Annotated in this window: 21 protein-coding genes and 2 tRNA genes; 5 read left to right on the top strand and 18 right to left on the bottom strand. The window is 37.1% G+C overall.

Features of this window, described 5'->3' with window-relative positions; all coding sequences use genetic code 11:
* Positions 1–48: 48 nt before the first annotated feature.
* From tkt to MHH51_RS05925, 4 genes are all read right to left on the bottom strand, one after another.
* Entirely contained in the window at positions 49–2,043 is a 1,995-nt protein-coding gene (gene tkt, locus MHH51_RS05940; RefSeq protein ID WP_339284969.1) for a transketolase, read from the bottom strand.
* A 107-nt stretch (positions 2,044–2,150) separates the two neighbouring features.
* Positions 2,151–3,500 carry a PTS ascorbate transporter subunit IIC gene (locus MHH51_RS05935; protein WP_339286261.1) on the bottom strand — a complete coding sequence of 450 codons (1,350 nt, stop codon included), beginning with the start codon at positions 3,498–3,500 and terminating at the stop codon, positions 2,151–2,153.
* 42 nt (positions 3,501–3,542) lie between these two features.
* Positions 3,543–3,824, bottom strand: coding sequence for a PTS sugar transporter subunit IIB (locus tag MHH51_RS05930; RefSeq protein ID WP_077604330.1), 282 nt, complete (start codon positions 3,822–3,824; stop codon positions 3,543–3,545).
* The gene (locus tag MHH51_RS05925) at positions 3,821–5,872 is read right to left on the bottom strand and encodes a BglG family transcription antiterminator (protein WP_339284967.1); all 2,052 of its coding nucleotides are present in this window, start codon (positions 5,870–5,872) and stop codon (positions 3,821–3,823) included. Before MHH51_RS05925 ends, MHH51_RS05930 begins: the two co-directional genes overlap by 4 nt.
* Positions 5,873–6,744: 872 nt before the next feature.
* Between MHH51_RS05925 and MHH51_RS05920 the strand changes: the two genes are divergently transcribed.
* Positions 6,745–7,410: a hypothetical protein gene (locus tag MHH51_RS05920; RefSeq protein WP_339284966.1), complete on the top strand. Its 666-nt coding sequence runs from the start codon at positions 6,745–6,747 to the stop codon at positions 7,408–7,410.
* Positions 7,411–7,716: 306 nt separating this feature from the next.
* On the opposite strand, the gene groL is transcribed toward MHH51_RS05920, so the two are convergent.
* Together groL and groES are read right to left on the bottom strand one after the other, a co-directional pair.
* The gene (gene groL, locus MHH51_RS05915; RefSeq protein ID WP_147212144.1) at positions 7,717–9,348 is read right to left on the bottom strand and encodes a chaperonin GroEL; all 1,632 of its coding nucleotides are present in this window, start codon (positions 9,346–9,348) and stop codon (positions 7,717–7,719) included.
* 218 nt (positions 9,349–9,566) lie between these two features.
* On the bottom strand, positions 9,567–9,848 hold the full coding sequence (gene groES / locus MHH51_RS05910) for a co-chaperone GroES (protein WP_040983890.1): 282 nt from the start codon (positions 9,846–9,848) through the stop codon (positions 9,567–9,569).
* A gap of 512 nt (positions 9,849–10,360) precedes the next feature.
* Between groES and MHH51_RS05905 the strand changes: the two genes are divergently transcribed.
* The gene (locus MHH51_RS05905) at positions 10,361–11,062 is read left to right on the top strand and encodes a type II CAAX endopeptidase family protein (protein ID WP_147212143.1); all 702 of its coding nucleotides are present in this window, start codon (positions 10,361–10,363) and stop codon (positions 11,060–11,062) included.
* Between the two features lies 1 nt (position 11,063).
* Positions 11,064–11,258 carry a YdiK family protein gene (locus MHH51_RS05900; RefSeq protein ID WP_147212142.1) on the top strand — a complete coding sequence of 65 codons (195 nt, stop codon included), beginning with the start codon at positions 11,064–11,066 and terminating at the stop codon, positions 11,256–11,258.
* A gap of 85 nt (positions 11,259–11,343) precedes the next feature.
* Here the strand turns inward: MHH51_RS05900 and MHH51_RS05895 are convergent, their stop codons facing one another.
* Entirely contained in the window at positions 11,344–12,018 is a 675-nt protein-coding gene (locus MHH51_RS05895) for a redox-sensing transcriptional repressor Rex (RefSeq protein WP_339284963.1), read from the bottom strand.
* A 568-nt stretch (positions 12,019–12,586) separates the two neighbouring features.
* Between MHH51_RS05895 and MHH51_RS05890 the strand changes: the two genes are divergently transcribed.
* Positions 12,587–14,521, top strand: coding sequence for an ABC-F family ATP-binding cassette domain-containing protein (locus MHH51_RS05890; protein WP_339286260.1), 1,935 nt, complete (start codon positions 12,587–12,589; stop codon positions 14,519–14,521).
* A 144-nt stretch (positions 14,522–14,665) separates the two neighbouring features.
* Positions 14,666–15,829, top strand: a complete 1,164-nt coding sequence (locus MHH51_RS05885) for a CBS domain-containing protein (RefSeq protein WP_339284961.1) — start codon at positions 14,666–14,668, stop codon at positions 15,827–15,829.
* Positions 15,830–15,895: 66 nt separating this feature from the next.
* On the opposite strand, the gene MHH51_RS05880 is transcribed toward MHH51_RS05885, so the two are convergent.
* The 11 genes from MHH51_RS05880 to MHH51_RS05830 form a co-directional block, all read right to left on the bottom strand.
* Positions 15,896–17,068: an FtsW/RodA/SpoVE family cell cycle protein gene (locus MHH51_RS05880; protein ID WP_147212139.1), complete on the bottom strand. Its 1,173-nt coding sequence runs from the start codon at positions 17,066–17,068 to the stop codon at positions 15,896–15,898.
* Between the two features lie 160 nt (positions 17,069–17,228).
* Entirely contained in the window at positions 17,229–18,239 is a 1,011-nt protein-coding gene (gene tsaD, locus MHH51_RS05875; RefSeq protein WP_339284959.1) for a tRNA (adenosine(37)-N6)-threonylcarbamoyltransferase complex transferase subunit TsaD, read from the bottom strand.
* Positions 18,236–18,718 (bottom strand): ribosomal protein S18-alanine N-acetyltransferase, encoded by a 483-nt coding sequence (gene rimI / locus MHH51_RS05870; RefSeq protein WP_339284957.1) that lies wholly within the window; start codon positions 18,716–18,718, stop codon positions 18,236–18,238. Before rimI ends, tsaD begins: the two co-directional genes overlap by 4 nt.
* The gene (tsaB, locus tag MHH51_RS05865; protein WP_339284956.1) at positions 18,682–19,386 is read right to left on the bottom strand and encodes a tRNA (adenosine(37)-N6)-threonylcarbamoyltransferase complex dimerization subunit type 1 TsaB; all 705 of its coding nucleotides are present in this window, start codon (positions 19,384–19,386) and stop codon (positions 18,682–18,684) included. The genes rimI and tsaB overlap by 37 nt, the downstream gene beginning before the upstream one ends.
* A 10-nt stretch (positions 19,387–19,396) precedes the next feature.
* On the bottom strand, positions 19,397–19,837 hold the full coding sequence (gene tsaE, locus MHH51_RS05860; protein ID WP_339284955.1) for a tRNA (adenosine(37)-N6)-threonylcarbamoyltransferase complex ATPase subunit type 1 TsaE: 441 nt from the start codon (positions 19,835–19,837) through the stop codon (positions 19,397–19,399).
* Between the two features lie 15 nt (positions 19,838–19,852).
* Positions 19,853–20,812: a thiamine-phosphate kinase gene (gene thiL, locus MHH51_RS05855; protein ID WP_339284953.1), complete on the bottom strand. Its 960-nt coding sequence runs from the start codon at positions 20,810–20,812 to the stop codon at positions 19,853–19,855.
* Positions 20,813–21,126: 314 nt separating this feature from the next.
* Positions 21,127–22,332, bottom strand: a complete 1,206-nt coding sequence (locus MHH51_RS05850) for an ISL3 family transposase (RefSeq protein ID WP_339233414.1) — start codon at positions 22,330–22,332, stop codon at positions 21,127–21,129.
* Between the two features lie 235 nt (positions 22,333–22,567).
* Positions 22,568–22,644 (bottom strand) — tRNA-Asp (locus tag MHH51_RS05845).
* 59 nt (positions 22,645–22,703) lie between these two features.
* Positions 22,704–22,780, bottom strand: a tRNA-Met gene (locus MHH51_RS05840).
* A gap of 684 nt (positions 22,781–23,464) precedes the next feature.
* A complete protein-coding gene (yidC, locus tag MHH51_RS05835; RefSeq protein ID WP_339284951.1) occupies positions 23,465–24,247 on the bottom strand; it encodes a membrane protein insertase YidC in 783 nt (260 codons plus the stop codon).
* The gene (locus tag MHH51_RS05830) at positions 24,199–24,567 is read right to left on the bottom strand and encodes a hypothetical protein (protein WP_339284949.1); all 369 of its coding nucleotides are present in this window, start codon (positions 24,565–24,567) and stop codon (positions 24,199–24,201) included. The genes yidC and MHH51_RS05830 overlap by 49 nt, the downstream gene beginning before the upstream one ends.
* Between the last annotated feature and the right edge of the window lie 57 nt (positions 24,568–24,624).

Below are 24,624 nucleotides of genomic sequence, written 5' to 3'. Positions count from 1 at the left end.
GAAAGTCACTATTTGTCATTTTGACTATTCTTCTCCCAACCTTTTTCGTTATAATTTTTTATACGTATTAACTACATTTTCAACAGTATAACCATATCTTTCAATAACCTCATTTCCAGGTGCAGATGCGCCGAATGAATCAATACTCATAACAATTCCACTATCCCCGACGTATTCTCTCCAGCCAAACTTAGAGCCCATTTCAACAGATACTCGTTTTTTTATATTTTTTGGTAGAACACTCTCTTTATAAGCTTCCGGCTGTTTTTCAAAACGGTCCCAGCTCGGCATACTTACAACATTGACAAATGTACCTTGTTTTTCTAATTCTCTTTGAGCTTCTACAGCTAAATTGACTTCTGAGCCGGCAGCAATTAGAATTCCTTCTGGTTCTTGAGCTGCTTTAGAAATCACATAAGCCCCTTTTTCAACACCTTCTTTGGCAAGCTCCGCTGAATCCTTTAATGTAGGCAAACCCTGTCTGCCAAGAACAAGCATTGTTGGTTGAGAAGTATTTTCTACAGCCAGCTTCCACGCCTCTTTCGTTTCATTTGCATCAGCCGGACGGATGACAGACAATCCCGGCATTGCCCGGAAGGATGCTAAATGCTCGATTGGCTGGTGGGTTGGACCATCCTGTCCTACAGCAACGGAATCATGTGTGAATACATACGTAACTGGCAGCTCCATTAAAGAGGCTAAACGGATTGCCGGACGCAGATAGTCCGAAAATACAAAGAATGTGCTGACAAATGGACGTAAATGATGAAGTGCTAAGCCATTGGCAATCGCCCCCATTGCAAACTCCCGAACACCAAAACGGAGATTTCTTCCTTGATATTGACCTCTTTTAAAATCAGCTTCATTCGTTAACCTTGTTTTCGTAGAGGAATCCAGGTCTGCAGAACCGCCTATAAATTCAGGGAGTTTCTGTGCTAATTTATTCAATGTGTCCCCTGATGCTACTCGTGTTGCCAGTGTGTCTTCTGGAGAATATGCTGGGAGTTCTGTATCCCAGTCATCAGCCAGTTCGCCGTCAATAATTCGTTTTAATTGCTCTGCAAGTTCAGGATAATCTGCTTTATAGGCTTCAAACTGTTTATGCCAATTCTCTTCAGCAGCCTTTCCATTCTCTTTAATAGACGCAAAATCCTCATACACTTCTTCTGGTACATGAAAAGGTTCATATTGCCATCCATATACTTCTTTCGTACGTTCAATTTCCTCTTTTCCTAATGGATCACTATGCGCATGATGGGTTCCCTGTAAGCTTGGAGAGCCGTAGCCAATGGTTGTTTTTATTTCAATCACAGTTGGACGCTCTTGATCTTGTTTTGCCTCTTCAATTGCTTTTGAAATTGCTTCTGTATCATTGCCAGCTTCTACTTTTAAATATTGCCAGCGGGCTGCTTCAAAGCGTTTTTGAATATGGTCGCTAAAGGAAATATCTAAGTCACCATCTAAACTGATATCATTAGAATCATAGAGAACAATAAGCTTATCCAGCTGAAGGTGACCTGCAAGAGAGATAGCTTCATAGGAAACGCCTTCCATTAGATCACCGTCACCACAAATTGTATACGTATAATGATCTACCATTTTAAAGTTTGGTCTATTATAAACCTCAGCCAAATGTTTTTCTGCAATGGCCATCCCCACACTTACTGGTATGCCTTGACCTAATGGACCTGTAGTTGCCTCTACTCCCGGAGTGATTCCGTATTCTGGATGCCCAGGTGTTTTACTTCCCCACTGTCTTGTCTGCTTTAAATCGTCAATGGTAACAGGATAACCGGACAAATGTAATAAATTATAAAGAAGATTGGACCCATGCCCTGCTGAGAGTACAAAGCGATCTCTATTAAACCAGCTTGGATTTTCAGGATTAATCGTTAAATGCTTTTTCCATAAAGCATAAGCCATTGCCGCTGCTCCCATCGGCATTCCTGCATGACCATGCTGCGCTTTTTCTACACTGTCAATGGTTAGTGTTCGAATTGTGTTAATGGATAATTCAGAAATAGTGTAATCCTTTGTAGTCATAAAAATCTGCCTCCAATATAAGATAAGATTCGTTTATTGATATAGCAGAACAAGTGCATACAATTACTGCTCACTTATATGTACTTGTTCTTTGTCGTCTTTTCTGTTTAACCAACCTTTGATTCTTCTGATTGATTATTATTTTTCTTTTTTCCTGGAACTATCATCAGAAGAATAATCACTGCTAAGCTAATCGTAATAGCAATCGGACCTGCATAGTTTGCCAGGCTTCCAAAGAAGATACCTGATACACCAAAGTCAGCATCAGAGAAGGTTGTATTGGCAAACCCTAAATCTCCAAGTACCGGCATTAAGAAAACTGGTAAGAAGGAAATGATAATTCCGTTTACAAAGGCACCAGCAACTGATCCTTTAAACCCGCCGGTAGCATTACCAAACACCCCAGCTGCTGCTCCGGTAAAAAAGTGGGGAACTACGCCCGGAAGAATAATTATTCCTCCTAAAAAAATCATGGCTACCATACTTGCAATACCACCAAGAAAACTGGAGAAAAAGCCAATTAATACGGCATTCGGTGCATAAGTGAAAATAATAGGTACATCCAATGCCGGTTTTGCATTTGGAACAAGTTTTGTAGAGATACCTTTAAATGCTGGTACAATTTCTGCCAATACAAGACGTACTCCAGATAGAATAACAAATACTCCTGCAGCAAATGTACCGGCCTGAATTAATGAAAAGACAAGAAAGTTCGTCCCCCCGCTTAATTCCGCTTCAATAAACGCTGGCCCGGCAAAAAAAGCAACAATTAAATACATTACAATCATTGTTAAAGCAATACTTACTGTACTATCTCTCAAAAAACCTAACCCATTTGGGAATTTGATATTCTCTGTAGACGTTTCTTTACTGCCTTTAAATAGTTTTCCAACTAGGCCGCTTGCTGCATATCCAACAGCACTGAAATGGCCCAACGCAACATTATCGTTTCCTGTTAATTGACGCATAAAAGGCTGCAAGATTGCTGGAGATAATGTCATTACAATACCCAAAGCAACTGATCCTGCCGCAATTAATCCGAATGTATTAAAACCGGCAACTGCCATAATAACAGCCAGCATACAAGCTAAATAAAGCGTATGGTGTCCTGTTAAGAAGATATATTTATATCTGGTAAAGCGGGCAATTAATATATTAACAATCATCCCAAAAAACATAATCAGAGCTGTTGTTGTGCCATAATCCGTTAAAGCTAAAGCAACTACTGCTTCATTATTCGGCACTACACCAGATACATTAAAAGCCTCTTCAAACATCGATCCAAATGGTGTTAGAGATCCAGATAGAATGCCTGCACCAGCTGCAATAACAAGGAAACCGACAAAAGTTTTTGTTGTTCCCTTAACGGTATCCGCAATACCTTTCTTCTGAGCAATTAAACCAATTAAAGCGATTAAAGCGACAAGTATCGCCGGTTCACTTAAAATATCAATCATTGTACTCACATGGAAAACCTCCCTTTTCAGTTAAGTGACTGTTTATAGATAACCTTTTTCACGTACCAATTTCTCTACCTTTTCACGCAGCTCATCCATATCAATAATACTTTCCATGACGATAACTTCACCTAAATGACTTCCACCGTCAGCAATATCCTTCGCTAAGAAAAAGACATCCGCATCACCTGGAGTTGCAGAACTCAAATCTGAATGTGCCACCTCTATCCCCGTCACGCCTAATTCTTGTAAAATTTGATTAATATTCATTTCTACCATAAAACTCGTACCTAACCCTGATCCACACACTGTTAAAATTTTCATAACACCTTTTCCCCCTCTTGAATAGTTGATATCATTTCGTCTATTGAATCTGTTTCTTTCAAACGATTAAGGAAAGAAGCATTTCCTAATATTTTGGTTAATTGGGCCAAAGCTTTTAAATGTGCTTCATTATCCACTGCTGCTAAGCAAATGATTAAATCAATCTGGTGCTCCTCTTTTCCTAATAATGCGGCTGGTCTTTTTAATTTAAGCATTGACATGCCTAACTTATTTACACCATTCTCAGGTCTTGCATGGGGGATACCTACACCCTTTCCAACGTGGATATAAGTTCCCAATTCTTTCACATTATTAATCATGGCTTCTACATATGATTCTTGAATATTATTTTGGTCAAGTAATGGAATAGAAGCTTTACGGATTGCTTCTTCCCATTCCAGATGCTCTTCTGTGATTTGAATCATATCTTTTGTCAATAACTCGGATAACATAGGTTTATACACCTCTTTTTGATTACTTGTTGCGTAAAATAATTGAACGAGACTTCCATAAAGTTTTTCTTCATTGGTGACTGTTGCATTATTTTTGATGACAGTCATAATCTCATCAATCATCAAATGCTTTGAATGGCTCGATAAATTAGGAAAATGTTTATAAACGGATTGCAGCAAATGCTTCTTCTCCACCTGAGTCATCAACGGCTTCACTACAAATGTCGGCTTAGAAGATTCTACCGGTATGGTTGAAAATACTAAATCATAGTTTTGCACAGATATATCAGCAAATTGATCTCCATTAAACACCTCTGAAAAATATATTTCTGGAAATAATTCTTTCAGTTGAGAAGCGAGCATCATGGATGAACTGATTCCATTTGCACAAACAATTAATCCCGTAACCCGTCCAATTTCCATTGTATTTTGACGATCAATAATACTGCCAAAATGCATGGTGAAGAATCCAATTTCATCCTCACTTATTTCTTTTCCTGTCCAGCTCTCCAGTGGTAATAAGGAGCGTTTTACAAATTGGAACAGCTCAGCATACTCCGATTGGATAGTTGTTGATAAAGCATTATGAAAAGGAATTTCAAATAAAATTCGGAAGTAGGCAGGAACTAAATGATTAAATAAACTTTCTTTCAAAAGCTGTTTATTCTTCACAGGAAGCAGTGTATTTTTTTCAAACTCCTCAATAATCTCCTCTGATAATGTTAGTAGCTCAGGGGTATCCACCCGCTGAATATGTTCTATTGCTGTTAATAATAAAATCGTTACAAGATATACTTCTTGTACTGCCCTCGCCTCTCCATACAACTGCTCAGAAAGAGAACCTGCTAAAGGAAGTAATGATTGTTTTGTCAGCAATTCCTTCTCTTCCTCCGAAAAGAATAGTTCTTCTTTTCCACCTGCCTGAAAAAATGTAAAATAATAAATCAATTCTATTTTTCTTGTTTTAACTAATTGCACCCCATGCTCTGCAAGCCATCTTTGCATGATGTCCCTTGTCTGTTTTAGAGACTCCTCCTGATTCCATGCTCTGAGAATATAAATGATAAATTCCTCTCCCATGGATTGGCCTAACAATTGATGGATACATGAAATAACACTTCTCCGTTTCTCCATCTCATTTCCTTCAATACAGTACCCTTCATTTCGGCTGTACCTGAAGATTAGACCCTTATTCTGACAACTCTTTTTTAACCTTCGTACATCACTTAGAGCGGTGTTTTTACTTACTTTAAACAGAGATTGTAAGTGAAAATTAGATACAGGCTCTTTCTTGATATAAACGTAAAGATAAATCATATAAATTCGATTATCCTCTGAAAAGTTATATTGTCCTATGCTCCTGTCAGAAAGTAATTTTTTCCTTAAAACCTCTTTCGCTTCTGCCGAAATCCGAAAGTATCGATGACTGATTTCTAACTTTGGAATATTAAAACCTTCCAATATTCCGTTCACCTTCTCAAAGTCATACATCAGCTGTCGATCGGATAATTTTAACTGCTGCATCAGCTCCAGCTTCGTAATCTGTTCATGGTTCATTATTTCTTCAACTAGTCGAATTGAGCGCTGATCTAACATGTTACTCTCACCTCTCACTATAATTATAAAACGCTTACAACGCTGTCACAACAACGTTTAGGCACAACTTATGTTGGAATAGGTTACATAGATTGTGCTTTCCTTTTCTTGTTAAAATTGTATTTTGATTAGCAGGCATGCCAAATATAATTGTACACTTATATTTTCAGGAGAGCCTCTTAGCACTTGCAAAATATGGATAGTATTAATTGAGGAAACTATTCAATTATCATTATGTATTTTTGAAGGATACAGGATATGCCCCCACTTTAAGTAAATTTTATTTAAATTCTTACCTCTGCTATTTAAGAGTTAGGAACAACCCATTTAATCACTGACTCTCTGAACATTTTTTAGCAAACTAATAATCATAGACAGTCTAAAGTTAATAATTTTTATTTATTTGATCCAATAGTATTTATTTGATAAATAGTGTAAGATAGATAGTATATGGAAGGTAATTGTCGAATAACAAATGAAATATGTCTATTAGTAAAAGTTGAGGTAAATCACCTCAAAAATTTTTACAATCGAATTAGGTATATGTAATCATAAGAGAACGTACGTTCATGATATTATCTTATTAGTAATTAGAAATATTTTCTGTTATATAGATGTTAATTATCATGCTATGTAATCGTTCGGTTTATAATTTATTAATTAGAACGAGGAGAGTTTAAATGTTAGATACTATTATAATTCATCACGTTTCTGCAGGTATGGAAACTGGTAATATTGGTAAGTGCACTTTAAATTCTTTATGTAGAAGCAATTACTAGACTTATAGCCTTCTCATAAAAATGAAGAAGAGTTTAATAGCCAGCAAGTAGTTTGGCTTTGATATAGATATAAAATTATAAGGGGTCGATTTTTTGAAGAAATTATTATTTTTATTAGTAGGTATGATGTTATTCTTAGCAGCTTGTAGTGATGACAACAAAGATTCTTCAGCTGGAACTTCTACGGAAGATGGAGGTACAGCAGAAGCAAGTGCAGAAGAAGAAAACAATAGTGAGGAAAACGAAGAATCAGCAACAGAAGAAAATGATGAAAATACTGAATCTGAAGTAGGAGACGTTGTAACAAATGAAGGTGGAGAATCAACATTAGTCAGCAAAACAGATAATATTGGTACATTTGAATCTGGACCAATTGAGTTGACTATTAATAAAGTTAATGGAGTTTCTATGGCTGTAAATGAAGATTATGTAGATGCTTTTGAAACAGATCAATTGGAATATATACAAGTTGATATGGAAGTGGAAAATACATCTGATGATAACGTAGATTTTTATGCTTCACAAGCTATTTTAACAACTTCCACAGGAGAACAATTAGAACCAGACTTTCTTATGAGTGATCATATTGATGGTGAGTTTTTCGGTAATGTTAATAAATCAGGCTCTTCCTATTATGTACTTGAGAATTCCAAAGCCGAAGATGTAGAATCAGTACGCTTAATCTTCAGTGGGACAAGTGATGAAAATTTCGAAACTATTGGTGAAGATATAGATGTTGAAATAGATTTAAACAAATAAGCATTATATTTTTTAATAGAGACTGGGACAAAACCTGGTAAAAAGAGTAGCATCTGCAAAAATAGGCAGACGCTGCTTTTTTCTTAAAATAGACAATACACAATAGCTACACTTACTAGATAAAGTTTAATTACCTACATCATAAATATATACACATGTTACAAAGAAAATAAAAAAAGGCGCTTCCGCAAAAGTGAAAACTTTATACGAAAACGCCCTTTCAGATATTATTTCGAAATAAAAAGTGATATTTTTAGGTTTCAGCAACATTATAAAGCCCTGAACCCTTTATATAGAGCGAATGACTTACATCATGCCGCCCATTCCACCCATACCGCCCATATCAGGCATTGCAGGTGCTCCGCCTTCTTCAGGCTTATCTGCTACTACAGCTTCAGTAGTCAAGAACATAGCTGCTACAGATGCTGCATTTTGAAGTGCAGAACGAGTTACTTTTGTTGGGTCAACAATACCAGCTTCAACCATGTTTACCCACTCATCAGTAGCTGCATTGTAACCAATACCAACTTTTTCGCCTTTTAGACGTTCTACAATAATAGAACCTTCTAATCCAGCGTTGTGAACGATTTGACGAACCGGCTCTTCTAAAGCACGTAATACGATGCTTGCGCCAGTTGCTTCATCGCCTTCAAGGTTAAGATCGCTTACTTTACCGTGAATATTTACAAGTGCTGTACCGCCTCCTGGTACCATTCCTTCTTCGACACCTGCGCGGGTAGAGTTAAGCGCATCTTCAATACGAAGTTTACGTTCTTTTAACTCTGTTTCTGTAGCTGCACCAACTTTGATTACTGCTACACCGCCAGATAATTTAGCCAGGCGCTCCTGTAATTTTTCTTTATCGAAATCAGAAGTTGTTTCTTCAGCTTGTGCACGAATTTGTGCAACACGGCCGGAAATTGCTTCTGGATCGCCAGAACCTTCAACAATTGTAGTATCTTCTTTCGTTACAACAACTTTTGAAGCACGACCTAATTGTTCAATTGTTGCTGATTTAAGATCCAAACCAAGATCTTCTGTAATTACCTCTGCCCCTGTAAGAACAGCGATATCTTCAAGCATTGCTTTACGACGGTCACCGAATCCTGGAGCCTTAACAGCTACAGCGTTGAATGTACCGCGTAATTTGTTTACTACTAATGTAGCAAGTGCTTCGCCTTCTACATCTTCTGCAATCATAAGAAGCGGCTTACCCTGTTGAACAACTTGTTCTAATACTGGTAATACTTCCTGGATATTTCCAATTTTCTTATCAGTAATTAAGATATATGGATCTTCTAATACTGCTTCCATTTTATCCTGGTCAGTAACCATATAAGGAGAAGAGTATCCACGATCAAATTGCATACCTTCCACTACTTCAAGCTCTGTGTTGAAGCCTTTTGATTCTTCAATAGTGATAACACCGTCATTACCTACACGTTCCATCGCTTCAGCAATTAATTGTCCTACTTCATTATCGCCTGAAGATACAGCTGCAATTTGAGAAATAGCTTCTTTGCTTTCAATTGGCTGAGAAATATTTTTTAATTCTTCTACAGCTAACGCTACTGCTTTTTCAATACCGCGGCGGATTCCAACTGGATTAGCACCAGAAGTTACGTTTTTCAGTCCTTCACGGATCATTGCTTGAGCAAGTACTGTTGCAGTTGTTGTACCATCACCAGCAACATCATTTGTTTTAGATGCTACTTCAGATACAAGCTGTGCACCCATGTTTTCAAATGCATCTTCTAATTCAATTTCTTTTGCGATTGTTACACCGTCATTTGTAATTAGCGGTGAACCGAATTTTTTATCCAAAACCACGTTGCGGCCTTTTGGTCCTAATGTTACTTTTACTGCGTCTGCTAATGTATCAACACCACGCAGCATTGCACGGCGAGCGTCTTCACTAAATTTAATATCTTTAGCCATTAAAAATTCCTCCTTCAAATTGATTCAGGGTTTCATTAAAGTACATGTTCAAAAAGTTCGATGAAAATGACCGAGAAGTTCAAGGCAGCGCAGCTTTGAGTAGCACAGCGTATGCTTTTAATACGTGAGCACCGGAAAAGCAAGCTAACGAAGAAATTCGATGTGTCATTTTTATTGGACTTTTTGAATTTCCTTTTAAAGATTCATCGTATATTTGTTTAGCCTACAATAGCTAAAATATCATTTTCACGAAGAATTAAGTATTCAGTACCTTCATATTTTACTTCAGTACCAGCAAATTTAGAGAAAATAATGCGGTCTCCTTCAGAAACTTCTAAAGCAACTTTTTCTCCATTTTCCACACGTCCAGATCCTACTGCAACTACTTCACCTTCTTGCGGTTTTTCCTTTGCAGAGTCTGGAAGTACGATTCCGCTTGCAGTTGTTTCTTCTTGTTCAACAAGTTTGATAACAACACGATCTCCTAATGGTTTAATCATGTAGAATTGCCTCCTTAATTCCAAATCATTTTATTTTTATTAGCACTCTTGTCGAGCGAGTGCTAACTCCAATTAATATAATAATTAATTCTTGTAAAAAATGCAAGCATCATGATGTTGAATTTTTAGAAAAACTTATATTCATTTTTGAGAATACGTTGTTTTCTTTATACTTCATACTTTAAAACTTTTACTATGATAAAATACTTTTTTAGGCAGTGATTACTCATCTCATCGTAAAACATTGGGAGTAATTTTGTAATACAAATATGCAAAATTGATTTTTTTCATCGTTTGATGCATGATTTCATGTACTTCTGATTATAATTTTCAGTGACAGTTGTGTTAGAATATACGTTATGATGAACTTGCACGTCTTTAGATCAGTGGTATCATTTCCCGTCCAGCAAAATCACTTATGATGTTTTCTGCTTTACGGGACAAGATGGGCAGTTCCTTTTCCCAATGCTTTTTTACAGCTGTTTTTAATTTTAGATTAAAGGAGCGTTTTTATGACTCGAAGATATATATATGTCATGCTTACATATATCATTATGCAAATTTCTGTTTATCTTGCAGTACCATTACTGGTATTGGTATTCCATGCAGACCCGGTGCTTGCTAATATTTATTGGGCTGTTTTTAGTTTTGCTGCCGGCCTTGTGATTGTTCTATGGCTGTTAAGACCAGATATGCAGGTTCGGGCTCATCCCGACGCTGCTGGCGCTGGTGCTATCATTGTCTGGTCTGTTCTAGGAATTATTATGGCGCTTCTTGCTCAAGGACTGGCTGCTACGATTGAATTAGAGGTATTTGGAATAGATCCTGGTTCAGAGAATACACAGGTTCTTATGGATCTTGCTCGTATTGCACCTATATTCATTATTCTTCCAGCAATTTTTGCGCCTATATTGGAAGAAATTATTTTCCGGAAAATCATTTTTGGATCTTTGTATAAAAAAATGAATTTTTTCTTTGCAGCCTTTATTTCATCTCTTATCTTTGCCGTGATTCATTTAGACTTTCTGCATATACTAGTGTATACAGCAATGGGATTTGTTTTTGCATTCCTTTATGTACAGACAAAGCGTATTATTGTACCAATCATCGTGCATGCAGGAATGAATACTCTTGTAGTAGTGGCTCAACTTACATTAGATCCGGAAAAAATTCAACAACAGCTTGAACAAACAATTTTATTCTTTGGAGGGTAACATGCATCGACCTTATTTAGTTAAAGCAATTGTTTATGTTTTATTCGGTGCTTTATTTGTTTATTTAGGTATCCTAAGCAAAGGGGCAACCGTCTGGGATACTATTACACTTATATTGGCCGCATTTGCAGCATTAAATTTTTATGCCGGATTTCGGATGCTGCGATTTTATTTTAAAATAAAGAATAAAAAATAAAAAACTAGCTCTTAAACAGTCTCTTTCATTTCAGAAGACCTTTAAGGGGCTAGTTTTTTTATGGATAAACAACGTCCAGACTATCCTATTCCTTTTCTAAGGAATAATGCTTGAGAAAATATACAAGCGATTGTAATTCTACTGTTAAATCGATATGATGCACACGAATATGATTTGGAACAGTAATACGTGCCGGCGTGAAGTTCAGGATTCCTTTAATACCTAGATCAACAAGTCTCTTTGCAGTTGCATCTGCTTCTTCAGCCGGGATAGTTAAAATGGCGACCTCAATTCCCTTTATTTTCTCTTCTAATTCATCCACATGATAAACCGGAACTCCGCCAACTTCTGTCCCTACTTTTGATTTATCTGCATCAAATGCCATTGTGATCCGAATATTATTATTTTTTAAAAAGTTATAATGTAAAAATGCAGTACCCAGATTTCCGACACCGATTAAAGCAACGTTGGTTATCTCATGCTGGTCCAGTGTACTTTTAAAAAAACCTAATAAATACTCAACATTATATCCATATCCCTTTTTCCCAAGAGCCCCAAAGTAGGAAAAATCCCTGCGGATTGTTGCAGAATCTACTTTAACAGCATCACTTAACTCTTTAGAAGATACGCGCATCTTCCCCTGCTGATATAAATTATTGAGAAATCGATAGTATAAAGGCAAACGCTTTGCTGTTGCCTGTGGAATTTTATTTTGTTCCATTGAAACGGCCTCTCTTCGGTTACTAAGTATAGAAAACATATATTTTACCATAATCAAATATTTGTAAATATAAGTTTTCTTTGTAGTGCGTGTTCAAAAAGTTCGATAAATAGGATCAAGAAGTTCAAGGCGACTAGCTTTTTCCGAACGGACTTTCACAGGATGTGATGACTTCTGTGTTGTCCGCAAATGTTTTCGGTGGGACGAGTAATCGCAGTCCCAGTCCCAACGGAAAAAGCTAGTCAACGCACTTCTCACGTGTTGCGATGGCTTCTGCATTACCCACACGACGTGGGCGTTCTTAGTAGAAGATCCTCTTATCGCTGCGTCATCTTTATTGGACTTTTTGAACATCCTCTTATATTTCAAAAAATAAATAATGCGCTAGCGCATTCTATACTATTAATATTAACAGAAATAGAGCCGAGTTGGCGAACTTTATTATAATTTTATTGTAGCTTCCATTTGGATACGTTACACTTATAGATGGAACCCTATTCCCTTTTACAGGATTGTTCAAAAAGAAAGGATAGTAACTGCATGTATCCTTTCATTATTTTATTTACTTTTTGAACAGCTTTTTTGTGAGTTAGAAAGGATGGCAATGATGATTTTAATGCAATTAAATGGAATCTCTAAATCCTTTGGAGCAGAAGAGATTCTTTCTAATATAAAAATTGAGATTAAAAATAATGAGCGTATTGCAATAGTCGGCCGAAACGGAGCCGGAAAATCGACCCTGCTAAAAATCATGGCGGGCGAAACCTCTTATGATGAAGGAGAGATTTTCAAACCAAAAGATTTAACATTCGGTTACCTCTCGCAGCATATGACTTTAGAGTCTGGAAAAACAATTTGGAAGGAAATGCTGGATGTATTTACTCCGCTTTTGGCAATGGAGAAAAAATTACGTGAACTGGAATCACAGATGGCAGATCCTTCTGCAATCGATCAATCAGCATACCAACAGCTGCTTGAAAGATATGACAAGCTTCAAAATGATTATCAATTGAGCAGCGGATATGTTTATCAAGCAGAAATCAAGTCCGTATTAAATGGACTATCCTTTGGAGATTATGATTATGACACATTGATTACGGATTTAAGCGGTGGACAGAAAACAAGACTAGCACTTGGGAAGCTTCTCCTGCAAAAGCCGCAGCTTCTTATTCTGGATGAACCGACAAACCATTTGGATATTGACACACTCACATGGTTAGAAGGCTATTTAGTAAATTATCCGGGTGCCATCGTTATTGTATCGCATGACCGTTATTTCTTAGATAAAACCGTATCTATTGTTTATGAAATTTCCAGACACCATTCCAAAAAGTTCCATGGGACCTATAGTAATTATTTGACTCAGAAAGCCCTGGATTATGAACAGGAGAAGAAAGAATTCGAGAAGCAGCAGACAGAGATCAAGCGCATGGAGGATTTTATCCAGCGTAATCTGGCACGCGCTTCAACAACCAAGCGTGCACAAAGCAGACGAAAAAAACTTGAAAAGATAGAGCGCCTCGACCGCCCTTCAGGTGATGAATCCTCTGCATCTATTTCCTTCCAGATTAACCGTTTAAGTGGAAATGATGTACTAAAAATAAAGGATTTAGCTTTTCAATATCCAGATACAGACCAGCCGATTTTTCAAAAAATTTCACTTCATGCCAACCGCGGCGACCGAATTGCATTGGTCGGTCCAAATGGTGTCGGCAAAACAACGTTATTAAAAAATATTGTAGGTAAGCATCAGCCTAATCATGGCGAGATACAATTAGGTACAAACGTTCAAGTAGGCTACTATGATCAGGAACAGGCAAATTTAAATTCTAATAAAACGGTTCTTCAGGAGCTTTGGGATGATTATCCCTTAATTAATGAAAAGGATATTCGTACTATCCTGGGAAATTTTCTGTTCTCTGGTGAGGATGTATTAAAGCCTGTATCAGCCCTGAGCGGCGGTGAAAAATCAAGACTGGCTCTGGCAAAATTAAAAATGCAAAAGGCAAATTTACTGATACTTGATGAGCCGACAAACCATTTAGATATTGATAGTAAAGAAGTATTGGAAAGTGCTTTAATTGATTTTCCTGGAACAATTGTATTTGTTTCTCATGACCGCTATTTTATTAACCGAATCGCTGATCAAGTTGCAGAAATGCAGGCTGGCAATGTAAAAATATATCTTGGCGACTATGATTATTATTTAGAAAAAAAGGCAGAAGAAGAAGAACGGCGTTTGTTAAAATTACAAGAACAGCAGACGGATCAGGAAGAGCCTGCTTCCACTGCAAAAAAGCTCAGCTTTCAGGAAGATAAACAACGCCAACGCGAGGAACGAAAACGAAAACGACGAATTGAAGAACTCGAAACATTGATTGAAGAAAAGGAAGCAGAAATTGCTGCGATTGAACTGGAAATGACTAATCCAGATGTATTTGATGATCATAAAAAGACGATGGAATTAACAGATAAATTATCAGCTTTAAAAGAAGAGCTGGATGTCTTTATGAATGAATGGGCAGTATTAGAAGAGAATTAAGCAATTGATATAATTTTCAGATTGTTGTATACTGAGAGCAGGCATAATGATGGCCTGCTTTTTTTATATACTGTACAGGTTTAAAGCAGTAATCACTCTTCCTATGATAGATAATCTAATGTGATAAATGGAGGTTGTTGTCCCGTGGCGATACCCATCGTTACTTTTTTGTTTTTTATTCTTGTTAGTTTAACGTACTACGCATTTAAGGAAACAACGTTATCTGCCCCAATCACTGAAGAAGTACGTTCCGATTCTATTCTTCGTTTTCTTCCCTTTGCGGTCATTTTTATCGGCCTCTTCAGCAGCGTATGGCTTACTGTGGCTGTTTCACTTCCAATTGTCCGGTCTTTCTCCAATTCTGTTTCGCCATTCTCTCAAGCAATAAATGAATTCATTATTGTGCTTGGTTTTAGCATGCTATTATTTGGAATTTGGGTCAGTTTGGGATTCTTATTACCAAAGTGGCTGACTAAAAATCATCCTCAGCTTGTCAGGAAAGGATTATCTCTGGTATTCCGCAATTCCATCGGGAAAGCAGAAATAAATTTACAGACATCTTCGAACAAAAGCCCAGGTGAAGCTCAAAATATTATTGAATTCAGTGGAAAAGACGTAGGAGAAATTGCAACGCATCGTACCGACTTAACTGTTCTGCAAATAGATGCAACACTGGAGGAAGTATTTTCCCTCGTTCAAGAGGTAGAATTTACAAGAATTCCGGTTTACGAAGAGGATATTGATCAAATTGCAGGTATATTATACGTAAAAGACTTCTTTCGTGTTCTAAAAACAGGCGTGTCCCCTGCCTTCTTCTCCTTAAAAAACATTATTCGTCCTGCAGTATATGTCAGAATGAACCAGGAAATTGATGATATTTTTAAGGAAATGAGGGAAAGAAATTATACGATTGCCATCGTTCTCGATGAATTTGGAGGAACGCATGGATTAATTACATTAGAAGATATTATCAGAGATATTACAAAAGACTTGTTGGAGGATCAAAAGCCAATTGCGGCTGAATCAAAGGATATTCTGCCTCTTACCGGCAGCCGTTATCTGATTAATGGATCAACCAGCTTATTTGATTTAGAAGGTACACTCGGTATAGAGTTTCCCATAGATACACCACATCAAACATTAGACAGCTTTTTATCTGGTTTAACTGCCAGTCAGCCTGAAAATCAGAACAAAATACACTTTAAACATCTGTTATTTAATATACAGTCTGTGAAGAACGGAAAAATTGAATCAGTAATTGTTACCGTGCATGATGAGGATACTATAGAGCATCAATTTATAGGTTAGTTTTAATAATAAAGCAAAAGCGCATCAAGATTAAAAAATCTCTCATGCGCTTTTGCTTTATTATTTTTATTTAAATAAATAGTCATTCTGTATGGTTTCTTCTACGGCTACTCTATAAATAACTGCTACACCCAGCATCGTTGACATCACCGAGCTTCCTCCATAGCTTATTAAGAGTAAAGGAATACCCGTAATTGGCATAATTCCAACTGTCATACCGATATTTTGAAAAACATGGACAAGCATTAAGCTTAAGAATCCAAAACAAAAATATGCTCCAAACGGCGAATGCTTATAAATATTTAAACCAAGTGTTACTAATTTATATAAAAACATGAAATAAAGAAGTACAACAAAGGCACTGCCAACAAAACCAAAGCTTTCTCCTATAACAGAGAAAATAAAGTCGGTCTGGGCTTCCGGATAATTCACCTCAATGCTTCCCATTCCTTTTCCAAACAATTGACCTGAACCAAGTGCCATATGGGAACGTTCAAAGTGAAAGTTGGCATCCGATGACTGCTGAGACGGATCAAACCAGGTCATTACACGGTCGATTTGATAAGGTTTTACCCCAATTGTTTCTTCTGCAAAGTTTGGAAATTCAATTACTATTAGTAAGGCACCTGCAACAACGACAACTCCTGATATAATTAAAGAAAAGATAATTTTCCAATTAATCCCTGATAAAATAATCATCATCCCAGAAATAAATAAATATACCATTGCTGTTCCAAAATCCGGCTGCAGCATAATCAGAAACACAGGGATAGCCGTATACAACAGTAATTTTCCAAGAAGCCGTATATCTGTTTTAAAGGTACTTACTTCAAATTTTTCTTTATGTTTGCTAATCACTGCTGCCAAAAAAAGAATTGTAGATATCTTAACAAACTCCGCTGGCTGTAAAGTCAGCCCTGGTATAAATGTGTACCAACTTTTTGCACCGTTTATGGATCTCGCAATAAATTCCGGACTGATTGGAAGCAAACCTAATAATACAACACCTGCTAAATAAATATAAAGACTTGTTTTATATAATTGCTCTAAATCTAAAAACTGCACAGCTGCAATCATTCCAATTCCAATGCAGTAGAAAACCATTTGCCGGATCACAAAGTTTGTATTATACTGCTCCAGCTGCTGTGCATTATATATCGCTAAAAAACTTATTATCGCAAAAGCTATCAATAATAAGATTAAATCGGTTTGAAAGTAATAATTTTGTTTTTTATTCATCGGACTCCCACCAAATTTCTTCTGTCGCTACCCTGTCGTTTTATGAAGCTATTCCAGCCTTAATTCTTCATAATTCTCATTAGCGAAAATTCAAAATAGCCAATTATTCCATAAAGACCTCATCACGTATTTATCCATAGACTTCGTTGATTAGCTATTATTATTCTAACATTAAAGAAGGATTTGCGTTTAAATCAAGTGCAGCAAATTTTTCTTTTTTGTATAAAATTGTCCCCGCAGCTGCAATCATTGCTGCATTATCCGTACATAAATGAATCGGCGGAATGTACAATTCAATATCCTCGCTGCTAAAACGTTTTTTCAGACTTTCCCGTAAGCCTTTATTTGCTGCAACACCACCCGCAACAATAACCTGCTTTACATTATATTCCTGTGCTGCGCGGTATGTTTTTTCAGTTAATACCTCAACTACACTTTGTTGAAAGCTTGCTGCAACATCTGAAGGATCTAATGTTTCACCACGCTGCTCTGCATTATGAAGCGTATTGATAACAGCCGATTTTAAACCGCTGAAGCTAAAGTCATAGCTTCCTTCCTCCAGCCATGCACGTGGGAAATCAATCGTTACTTTTCCTTCAGCACTTAAACGGTCGATTTCCGGACCGCCTGGATAAGGAAGCTTCAGCATTCTTGCCACTTTATCATAAGCCTCTCCTGCCGCGTCATCTCTTGTTTCACCAATCAGCTCATACTCATAATGGTCTTTCATGATAACAAGCTCTGTATGTCCTCCTGAGACAATCAGGGCTAATAAAGGAAAAACAAACTCGTTTTCCAAACGGTTCGCATAAATATGGCCGGCAATGTGATGTACACCGATAAGCGGCTTATTTTTTGCAAAGGCGAGAGCTTTTGCTGCATTAACACCAACAAGAAGTGCTCCTACTAGCCCCGGTCCCTCTGTAACAGCAATTGCATCAATATCATCCCAGATTACTTCTGCTTGTTTTACTGCTTCTTCCAAGACCATTGTAATTTGTTCTACATGGTGTCTGGAAGCTATTTCGGGAACAACTCCGCCAAAACGCTTATGGCTTTCGATTTGAGAAGCAACCACATTAGAAAGGATTTCATGCCCATTTTTTACAATAGACGCTGCTGTTTCATCACAGCTTGTTTCTATGCCTAAAATTATTGTATCTTTTTTCATTTTAAATTCACCCACATTACAATAGCATCTTCAAAATTATCCGTGTAATAATGCTTTCGAATCCCGCCGGGAACAAGCCCGAATTTCCTATATAAGGATTGTGCAGCCATATTTGAAATGCGCACCTCCAAGGACAACCGCTCTACTCCTTTACCCGCCATAAATGTTAGAGCATACCCAAATAGCTTTTCACCAATTTTGCGTCCACGCATATCGGGATGTATAGCAAAGTTTGTAATTTGTCCATCTTCAAATACGATCCACGTGCCAATATAGCCAATAATTCTTTCATCCAGACAGGCTACAAAATAATAAGCATGATCGTTTTCACACAGCTCTTTATGAAAAATCTCCACATCCCATGGACCTGAAAATGACGCCTCTTCTACTTTCATTACCCCTGGAACATCCTCCAGATTCATCTGCCGAATAATAGCCTCGCTCATGAATCTGCTTTTTCCTTTTGCTGCTTTTGCCAATTTGCTTCAGCCTCCGCCAAACGGAGATAATTCGGCACAAGTATATGAGCAGAACCAGCTTCTCTTCCCCTACCTAATAGAGCCAAATGTGCTGCTCTGGGAAGCTGCAATGACGCATCAGCAAATACAGCTTTATCCTGTAAACACTCTGTAATAAGCTCTTTAAAAGCCTCTGTGTCCTGACTTAAAAACAATACTTTTTCGCCTGACTTCTTCAGCTTTGCCAGCCATTCTGTCATTAATATATTTTCTTCTTCCATCACAGTTTCAAGCTTTTCATTTTTCCATTGATACGCACCTGTATATACTAAACCGCGTCTGGCATCAAAAAATGGACAAATGATTCCATCAAATAAAATCCCCTGATAAGCTAATGCTTCTAAGCTAGATACACCAATAACCGGTATATCTAATGCCCAGGCCATTGTTTTCGCTGTGGCTAAACCAATTCGGACTCCTGTATAAGAACCAGGGCCTTTGGCAACGATAATCCGATCTAATTCAGAAGGGTTAACATTCACATCCTTCATCAGTTTTTCCACTGCCGGCATTAAACGCACGGAATGATTTTTAGCAATATTGGTCGTGATTTCACCGATTAATTGTTTATCGTCTAATAATGCCACACTTAAAACCTGATTGGAAGTATCCATCGCAAGTATTTTCATAAAAAAACTCCTAACTCAATGCTTTGACAACTTGTTCAAAATGCTCCCCGAAAGGAGTAAGTGTTATTTCACGCTGATTATCGTTACCTGTATAACAAAGCGTAATATCCAAACGCTCTTTTGGCAGAAAATCTTCAATAAAACTGGCCCATTCAATCACGGTGATGCCATTCCCAAAGAAATAGTCATCAAAGCCAATATCCTCCATCGAATTCTCCAAACGATATACGTCCATATGATAAAGCGGCAGACGGCCACGGTATTCCTTTACAATGGTAAAAGTCGGACTGCTGATATTTCGCTTAACATCCAGCCCTTTTGCCAGACCTTTCGTAAAGGTAGTCTTTCCAACACCTAATTGTCCTTCAAGTGTCAAGACATCATTTGGCCGTAATTCTTTCGCTAAACGATACGCAAAATCCTGTGTATCGTTTTCTGTTCTTAAAAGCATTTGCAACGTATCCACCTACTTTAAATGTGTGTATCCACTTTTCGTTAATCGCTTTATCTCTTCTTTTGATTGAATAAGAACACGAGGTTCTTCTGCTTCACGTACGCAGCCAATCTGCTTAATTGGTGTATTTGCCTGATGAGCGATTTCCTGCACCCTTGACCATTCCTTTTCTGGCACTGTCCCTAAAAGTTCAAAGTCTTCTCCTCCTGACAGCTTCCATTCGTATTGCTGCTCTTCAGAAAACTGATAAAAGGTTTGAGAAACAGGAACCTTCTCTTCTATAATAATAAGCTCCACTCCGGAAGCCTCTGCTATTTCATTTGCTTCATTTGAAATTCCATCACTAATATCATTTAATGCCACACGTTCTATTTCCCGTAATCCTAATGCAAATGCTGCTTTTGGCTCCGGTAATCGATGGCGTCTTATATAATAGTCTTTGTCTTTACATTCCTGCTGATGCAGCAATATCTCAAGTCCAGCTCTTGAATCTCCTAATGTTCCTGTCGCAAAGATAATATCTCCCGGCTTGGCATGGCTTCGATACCTTGCTCTTTCTTTTGACACATAGCCCATTGCTGTAATCGAAATCATTAAACGATCACTCGACACCGTGTCTCCGCCAATTAAGTCCATTTGATATATTGACGCAAGTTCTTGCATTCCTTTATAAATTTCCTCTAATGCCCTCTGACTCCACTTTTTTGGAATACACATAGAAACCAAATAAAAGGCCGGTTCAGCCCCCATTGCGGCTAGATCACTAATATTTGCAGCCAATACGCGATATCCGATATGAAAAGGCTCCATCGTATCTAAAGAAAAATGAATATCTTCCACAAAAGTATCTACTGTTGTGACAATGTCTGAAGTACTGCGAAAAACGGCGGCATCATCTCCAATTCCTTTGATCAATGTCGGCTGATTATATGCTTTTGGTTTAATAGCATTAATAAATGAAAATTCATCCACGATATCACCAATTCCTTTATTTCTGGTTGGAAAAGTATAAGAAAGATTACAGGTTAAAGAATGTTCGGCTTCATTCCTTATGAACTGGATTCTGCAATTCCCCGCTCATTTACGGAAATGCTGGATCAGCCATATTTTTATGTTATTAGGAGACCTTAATACAATCTTTTTTAATCTATTACTTATCATAGCAAATCAAAGGCAAAAAATAAAAATTTATGTCATAAAAATAGCTACAAATTATTGCTGCAGAACGTTTTACTTATTTAGGTTCTATGTCAAATGTGGTGGTGGAATATCATTCCTCCACCTCTTTATTTATAAGCTTGCTTTAAGACAAGCTTTACCTCTTGTTGCCATAGAATTTTCTTTCTCATTCGATCAAACTGTTTAATCCCATAAGATAATCTTTTTAATACTTTAATCGTATTATTAACGCCTTCTATGTAGCCATTATTAAAGGGATACATAAAAGAATGCAGAATTTCTTGTTGCCATCTTTTAAATGTACGTGCGACACGATGAAATCCCTCTAACGCGGATGCATTCAACTTCTCCAGGCACGCTTCTAATCCAGCAGTTGCGTTGTGCGCATCACTTTCCTTAAACCACGTATCCAATTCATGCTTTAAACCATAAGCTTCCTTTAAGCGGGGATCTATCCTTAATAATTGCTCGACTTTCTTCTTCTGATCATCTGAACAGGTTGTCCATGATTTCCACAGAAGTTTTTTGGAACGTTTCATTCGAATTCGATCTTTCTTGGGCAGCTCCTTTTGAACTTCACGGCGGACCTCATCTAGAGCCCAATAGGCCTGACGCATAAAGTGAAAACGGTCAGCGATAATCAGAGGATTTCCCAGTGCTTTTCGAATTGCTTGTTTAAACGCTTGAGATAAATCCATTACTACCATTTCTACTTTACCTGTATCACAGGACTTTAAGTACGCTTCAATGGTTTCCACTTTTCGATTTGGCAAGATATCGATAATTCTTCGGTTCTCCACATCGACCACATTCAATTGAAACCTCTCTCCATCCGCGTCACCTTTAAACTCATCGATCGCAATGACTCGCGGCAACACTTTGCTGGTAGTTAACTCCTTCTGATCAAACCACCGTAAGACACGATTCACTGTTACTCCGGTTACTAGCGCCGCTGTACGAAAGGAACTCACCGCTGCATGCATCATCGCTGTCGTTTGCACACTCGCCATACAACGTTGATACCGATGAATCATTTGTAGACGCTCATAAAATGTGTGATGACACGACGTGCAAATATAACGTCGTTTTCGCAGGGAAAGATGAACTTCCTTGGTTGTAAACGCTGGTCCTTGAATGCTTTGCCAACGATAGCCATGTATCCGCTTGGTTCTTTTACGGCAAAAAGGACATTTCTGCATACGCTGTTTCGTGAATAATTCTGCAATAAAATAACTTTCTTCTTCTCTGATATCCCACACATCTACATGCGTATCTTTAATTCCTAACAACTCTGTGATAAAATGATGATGCACTCTTTTCCTCTCCCATTCCTTTTGTCTCGACAACTCAAGGTTACCAGAGAGAGGAAATAGAGTGTATTTTTTTGTCTCCGTTCCATCTGGCGATGGAACGGAGGGCACCACCACATTCAGTATAGAGCCCTTATTTACAAGCTGATTAGTATACCAGCCCATTTATGGCATTAAAAAAACACATGTTTCTTAGCGGAAACCATGTGTTGCAGTTTACTATTATTTTAAAAAATCATGGCGGTCCGGACGGGACTCGAACCCGCGACCTCCTGCGTGACAGGCAGGCATTCTAACCAACTGAACTACCGGACCTAAAGTATGTAAAGTATCAAAGCTTATCCAGTACTTCGATGGTGAATCTGGATCTTATTTGGTTGCGGGGGTAGGATTTGAACCTACGACCTTTGGGTTATGAGCCCAACGAGCTACCGAACTGCTCCACCCCGCGATATGAATAATTAGTATTTTTTTCAATTCCTTATTTAAGGACAAGATTTATTATATCTCCTTTTAAGGAATAATGCAATACCTTTTTAAAATTTTTTTATTTTATTTGCTTATCATGAGTTTATCCAGAATGTGGAGTGATTATAACTATTTTGAATGATATTAAATAATTACTTGATAGAAGATACCGATATATGTTTTCTTTAAAGCAGCTATTATCATTCAAAATATCATCTGATATAATTTGTTAATATGTGCCATTTAATCTATATCATCTATAATTTCAAAAAGCACCAAATAAAAATAAGGAGAATATTGAATTGACCTTTATAACTGCTTTTATCCTCATCCTATTAATTATTGTAAAGTTATTTGAGGATATAACAATTACCCAAATTCTGAACATCTCCTCATAGAACCAAGAAAAAATTCTTTTCCGGCCAGTGAATGGAACGAGCATTCGTTTACTACAAAGCAAAAGGTTGAAACCTTTGAGGCAGTAATATCAGGCAAATAAATTGCTTGTCTGATGATATTATTTATAAAAAAACGCTTATTTTGTCAAGTCTAATAGACAAAATAAGCGTTTTTTACAGACTGTTATTGAGAATAATAGACCTTATCAATCTGACTCCAGTATGAAAAAGGAATCTATATTTTTATATTCATTTATCATTCTTTCATATTAAATCACATATTTTTTTATAATCAGCGTCTGTACAATCATAAACATTCCTCCGACAGCCCAATACAAAGGCAAAGCTGCAGGTGCATTTAAGGAAACTACTCCAATCATAATTGGGGATATAAAGCTCATAACTGCCATTTGCTTTCGCTGAGCTTCATCCAGACCAATAAGACTTACTCTTGCTTGAAGATAGTAAATAAGTACAGCAAAAACAACAAACAAAATATCTGTTTCTCCTAAGCTAAACCAAAGAAATGAATGTTCAGCTATTTCCGGGGTTCGCATAATAGCATAATAGAATCCCAGGAGAATAGGCATCTGAATAATCAGCGGCAAACAACCTACAGCCATCTTTACAGGATTAAAATCGTGCTTTTTATAAACCACACTTAACTCTCTCTGCATACTTAACTGATCTTCTGTACTGCTCTTCCCTTTGTATTTTTTTTGAATCTGATCCATCTCAGGCTTCATAACAGCCATTTTCTTTTGCGAGTCTTTACTATTCTTTGACTGACGAATAAAGAACGGCATTAACACAAATCGGATAATAACTGTAATCAATACAATAGCAATCCCATAGTTACCCTGAAACAAAGAAGCAATCTTTTTTATCAACAGAGAAAAGGAATACACAAAATAATGATCAAAGAACCCCGTTGATGAGCTGTCAATAGGTGCGTTATTACCTCCGCACCCCGCAAGTACAAAGACAAGCAATAGTACTAAAATTAAAAACCTGTGTTTTTTAAAGGCTGTGAGTAAGCCATGTTTTTCCATAATTGTCCTCCTCTTATTTTAAACTCATTTTTAAAATAAGAGGATAAATTGTCTATTTTATCATCTTTTTGGTCTATTCTTTTAAATGTTATGATAAGCCAAATCATAAAGGGTTCATTAATAATTAACGTCTTCCCCATTTGATTCATATTAATTTTAATATTTTGGTGCCTGCCCCCAAAAGAATATTCATAGACAACAGGGGTATTATGATGCAGATTAACAAAATACATAATTCCCATTGTCATCAAAACAACACCAAAGTACATATAAAAGATGGAAGAATCTATAAAAGTATTATTAAACAACTCTAAAAACATAGTTACTCACCTCCTTTACTAATTTAAAAGTTAACGTTTAAGTTAATTATATCAAAA

The sequence above is a fragment of the Oceanobacillus sp. FSL K6-3682 genome, from assembly GCF_037976165.1.
Lineage (GTDB): Bacteria > Bacillota > Bacilli > Bacillales > Amphibacillaceae > Oceanobacillus > Oceanobacillus sojae.
This window is presented reverse-complemented; position numbering and strand designations above follow the sequence as displayed.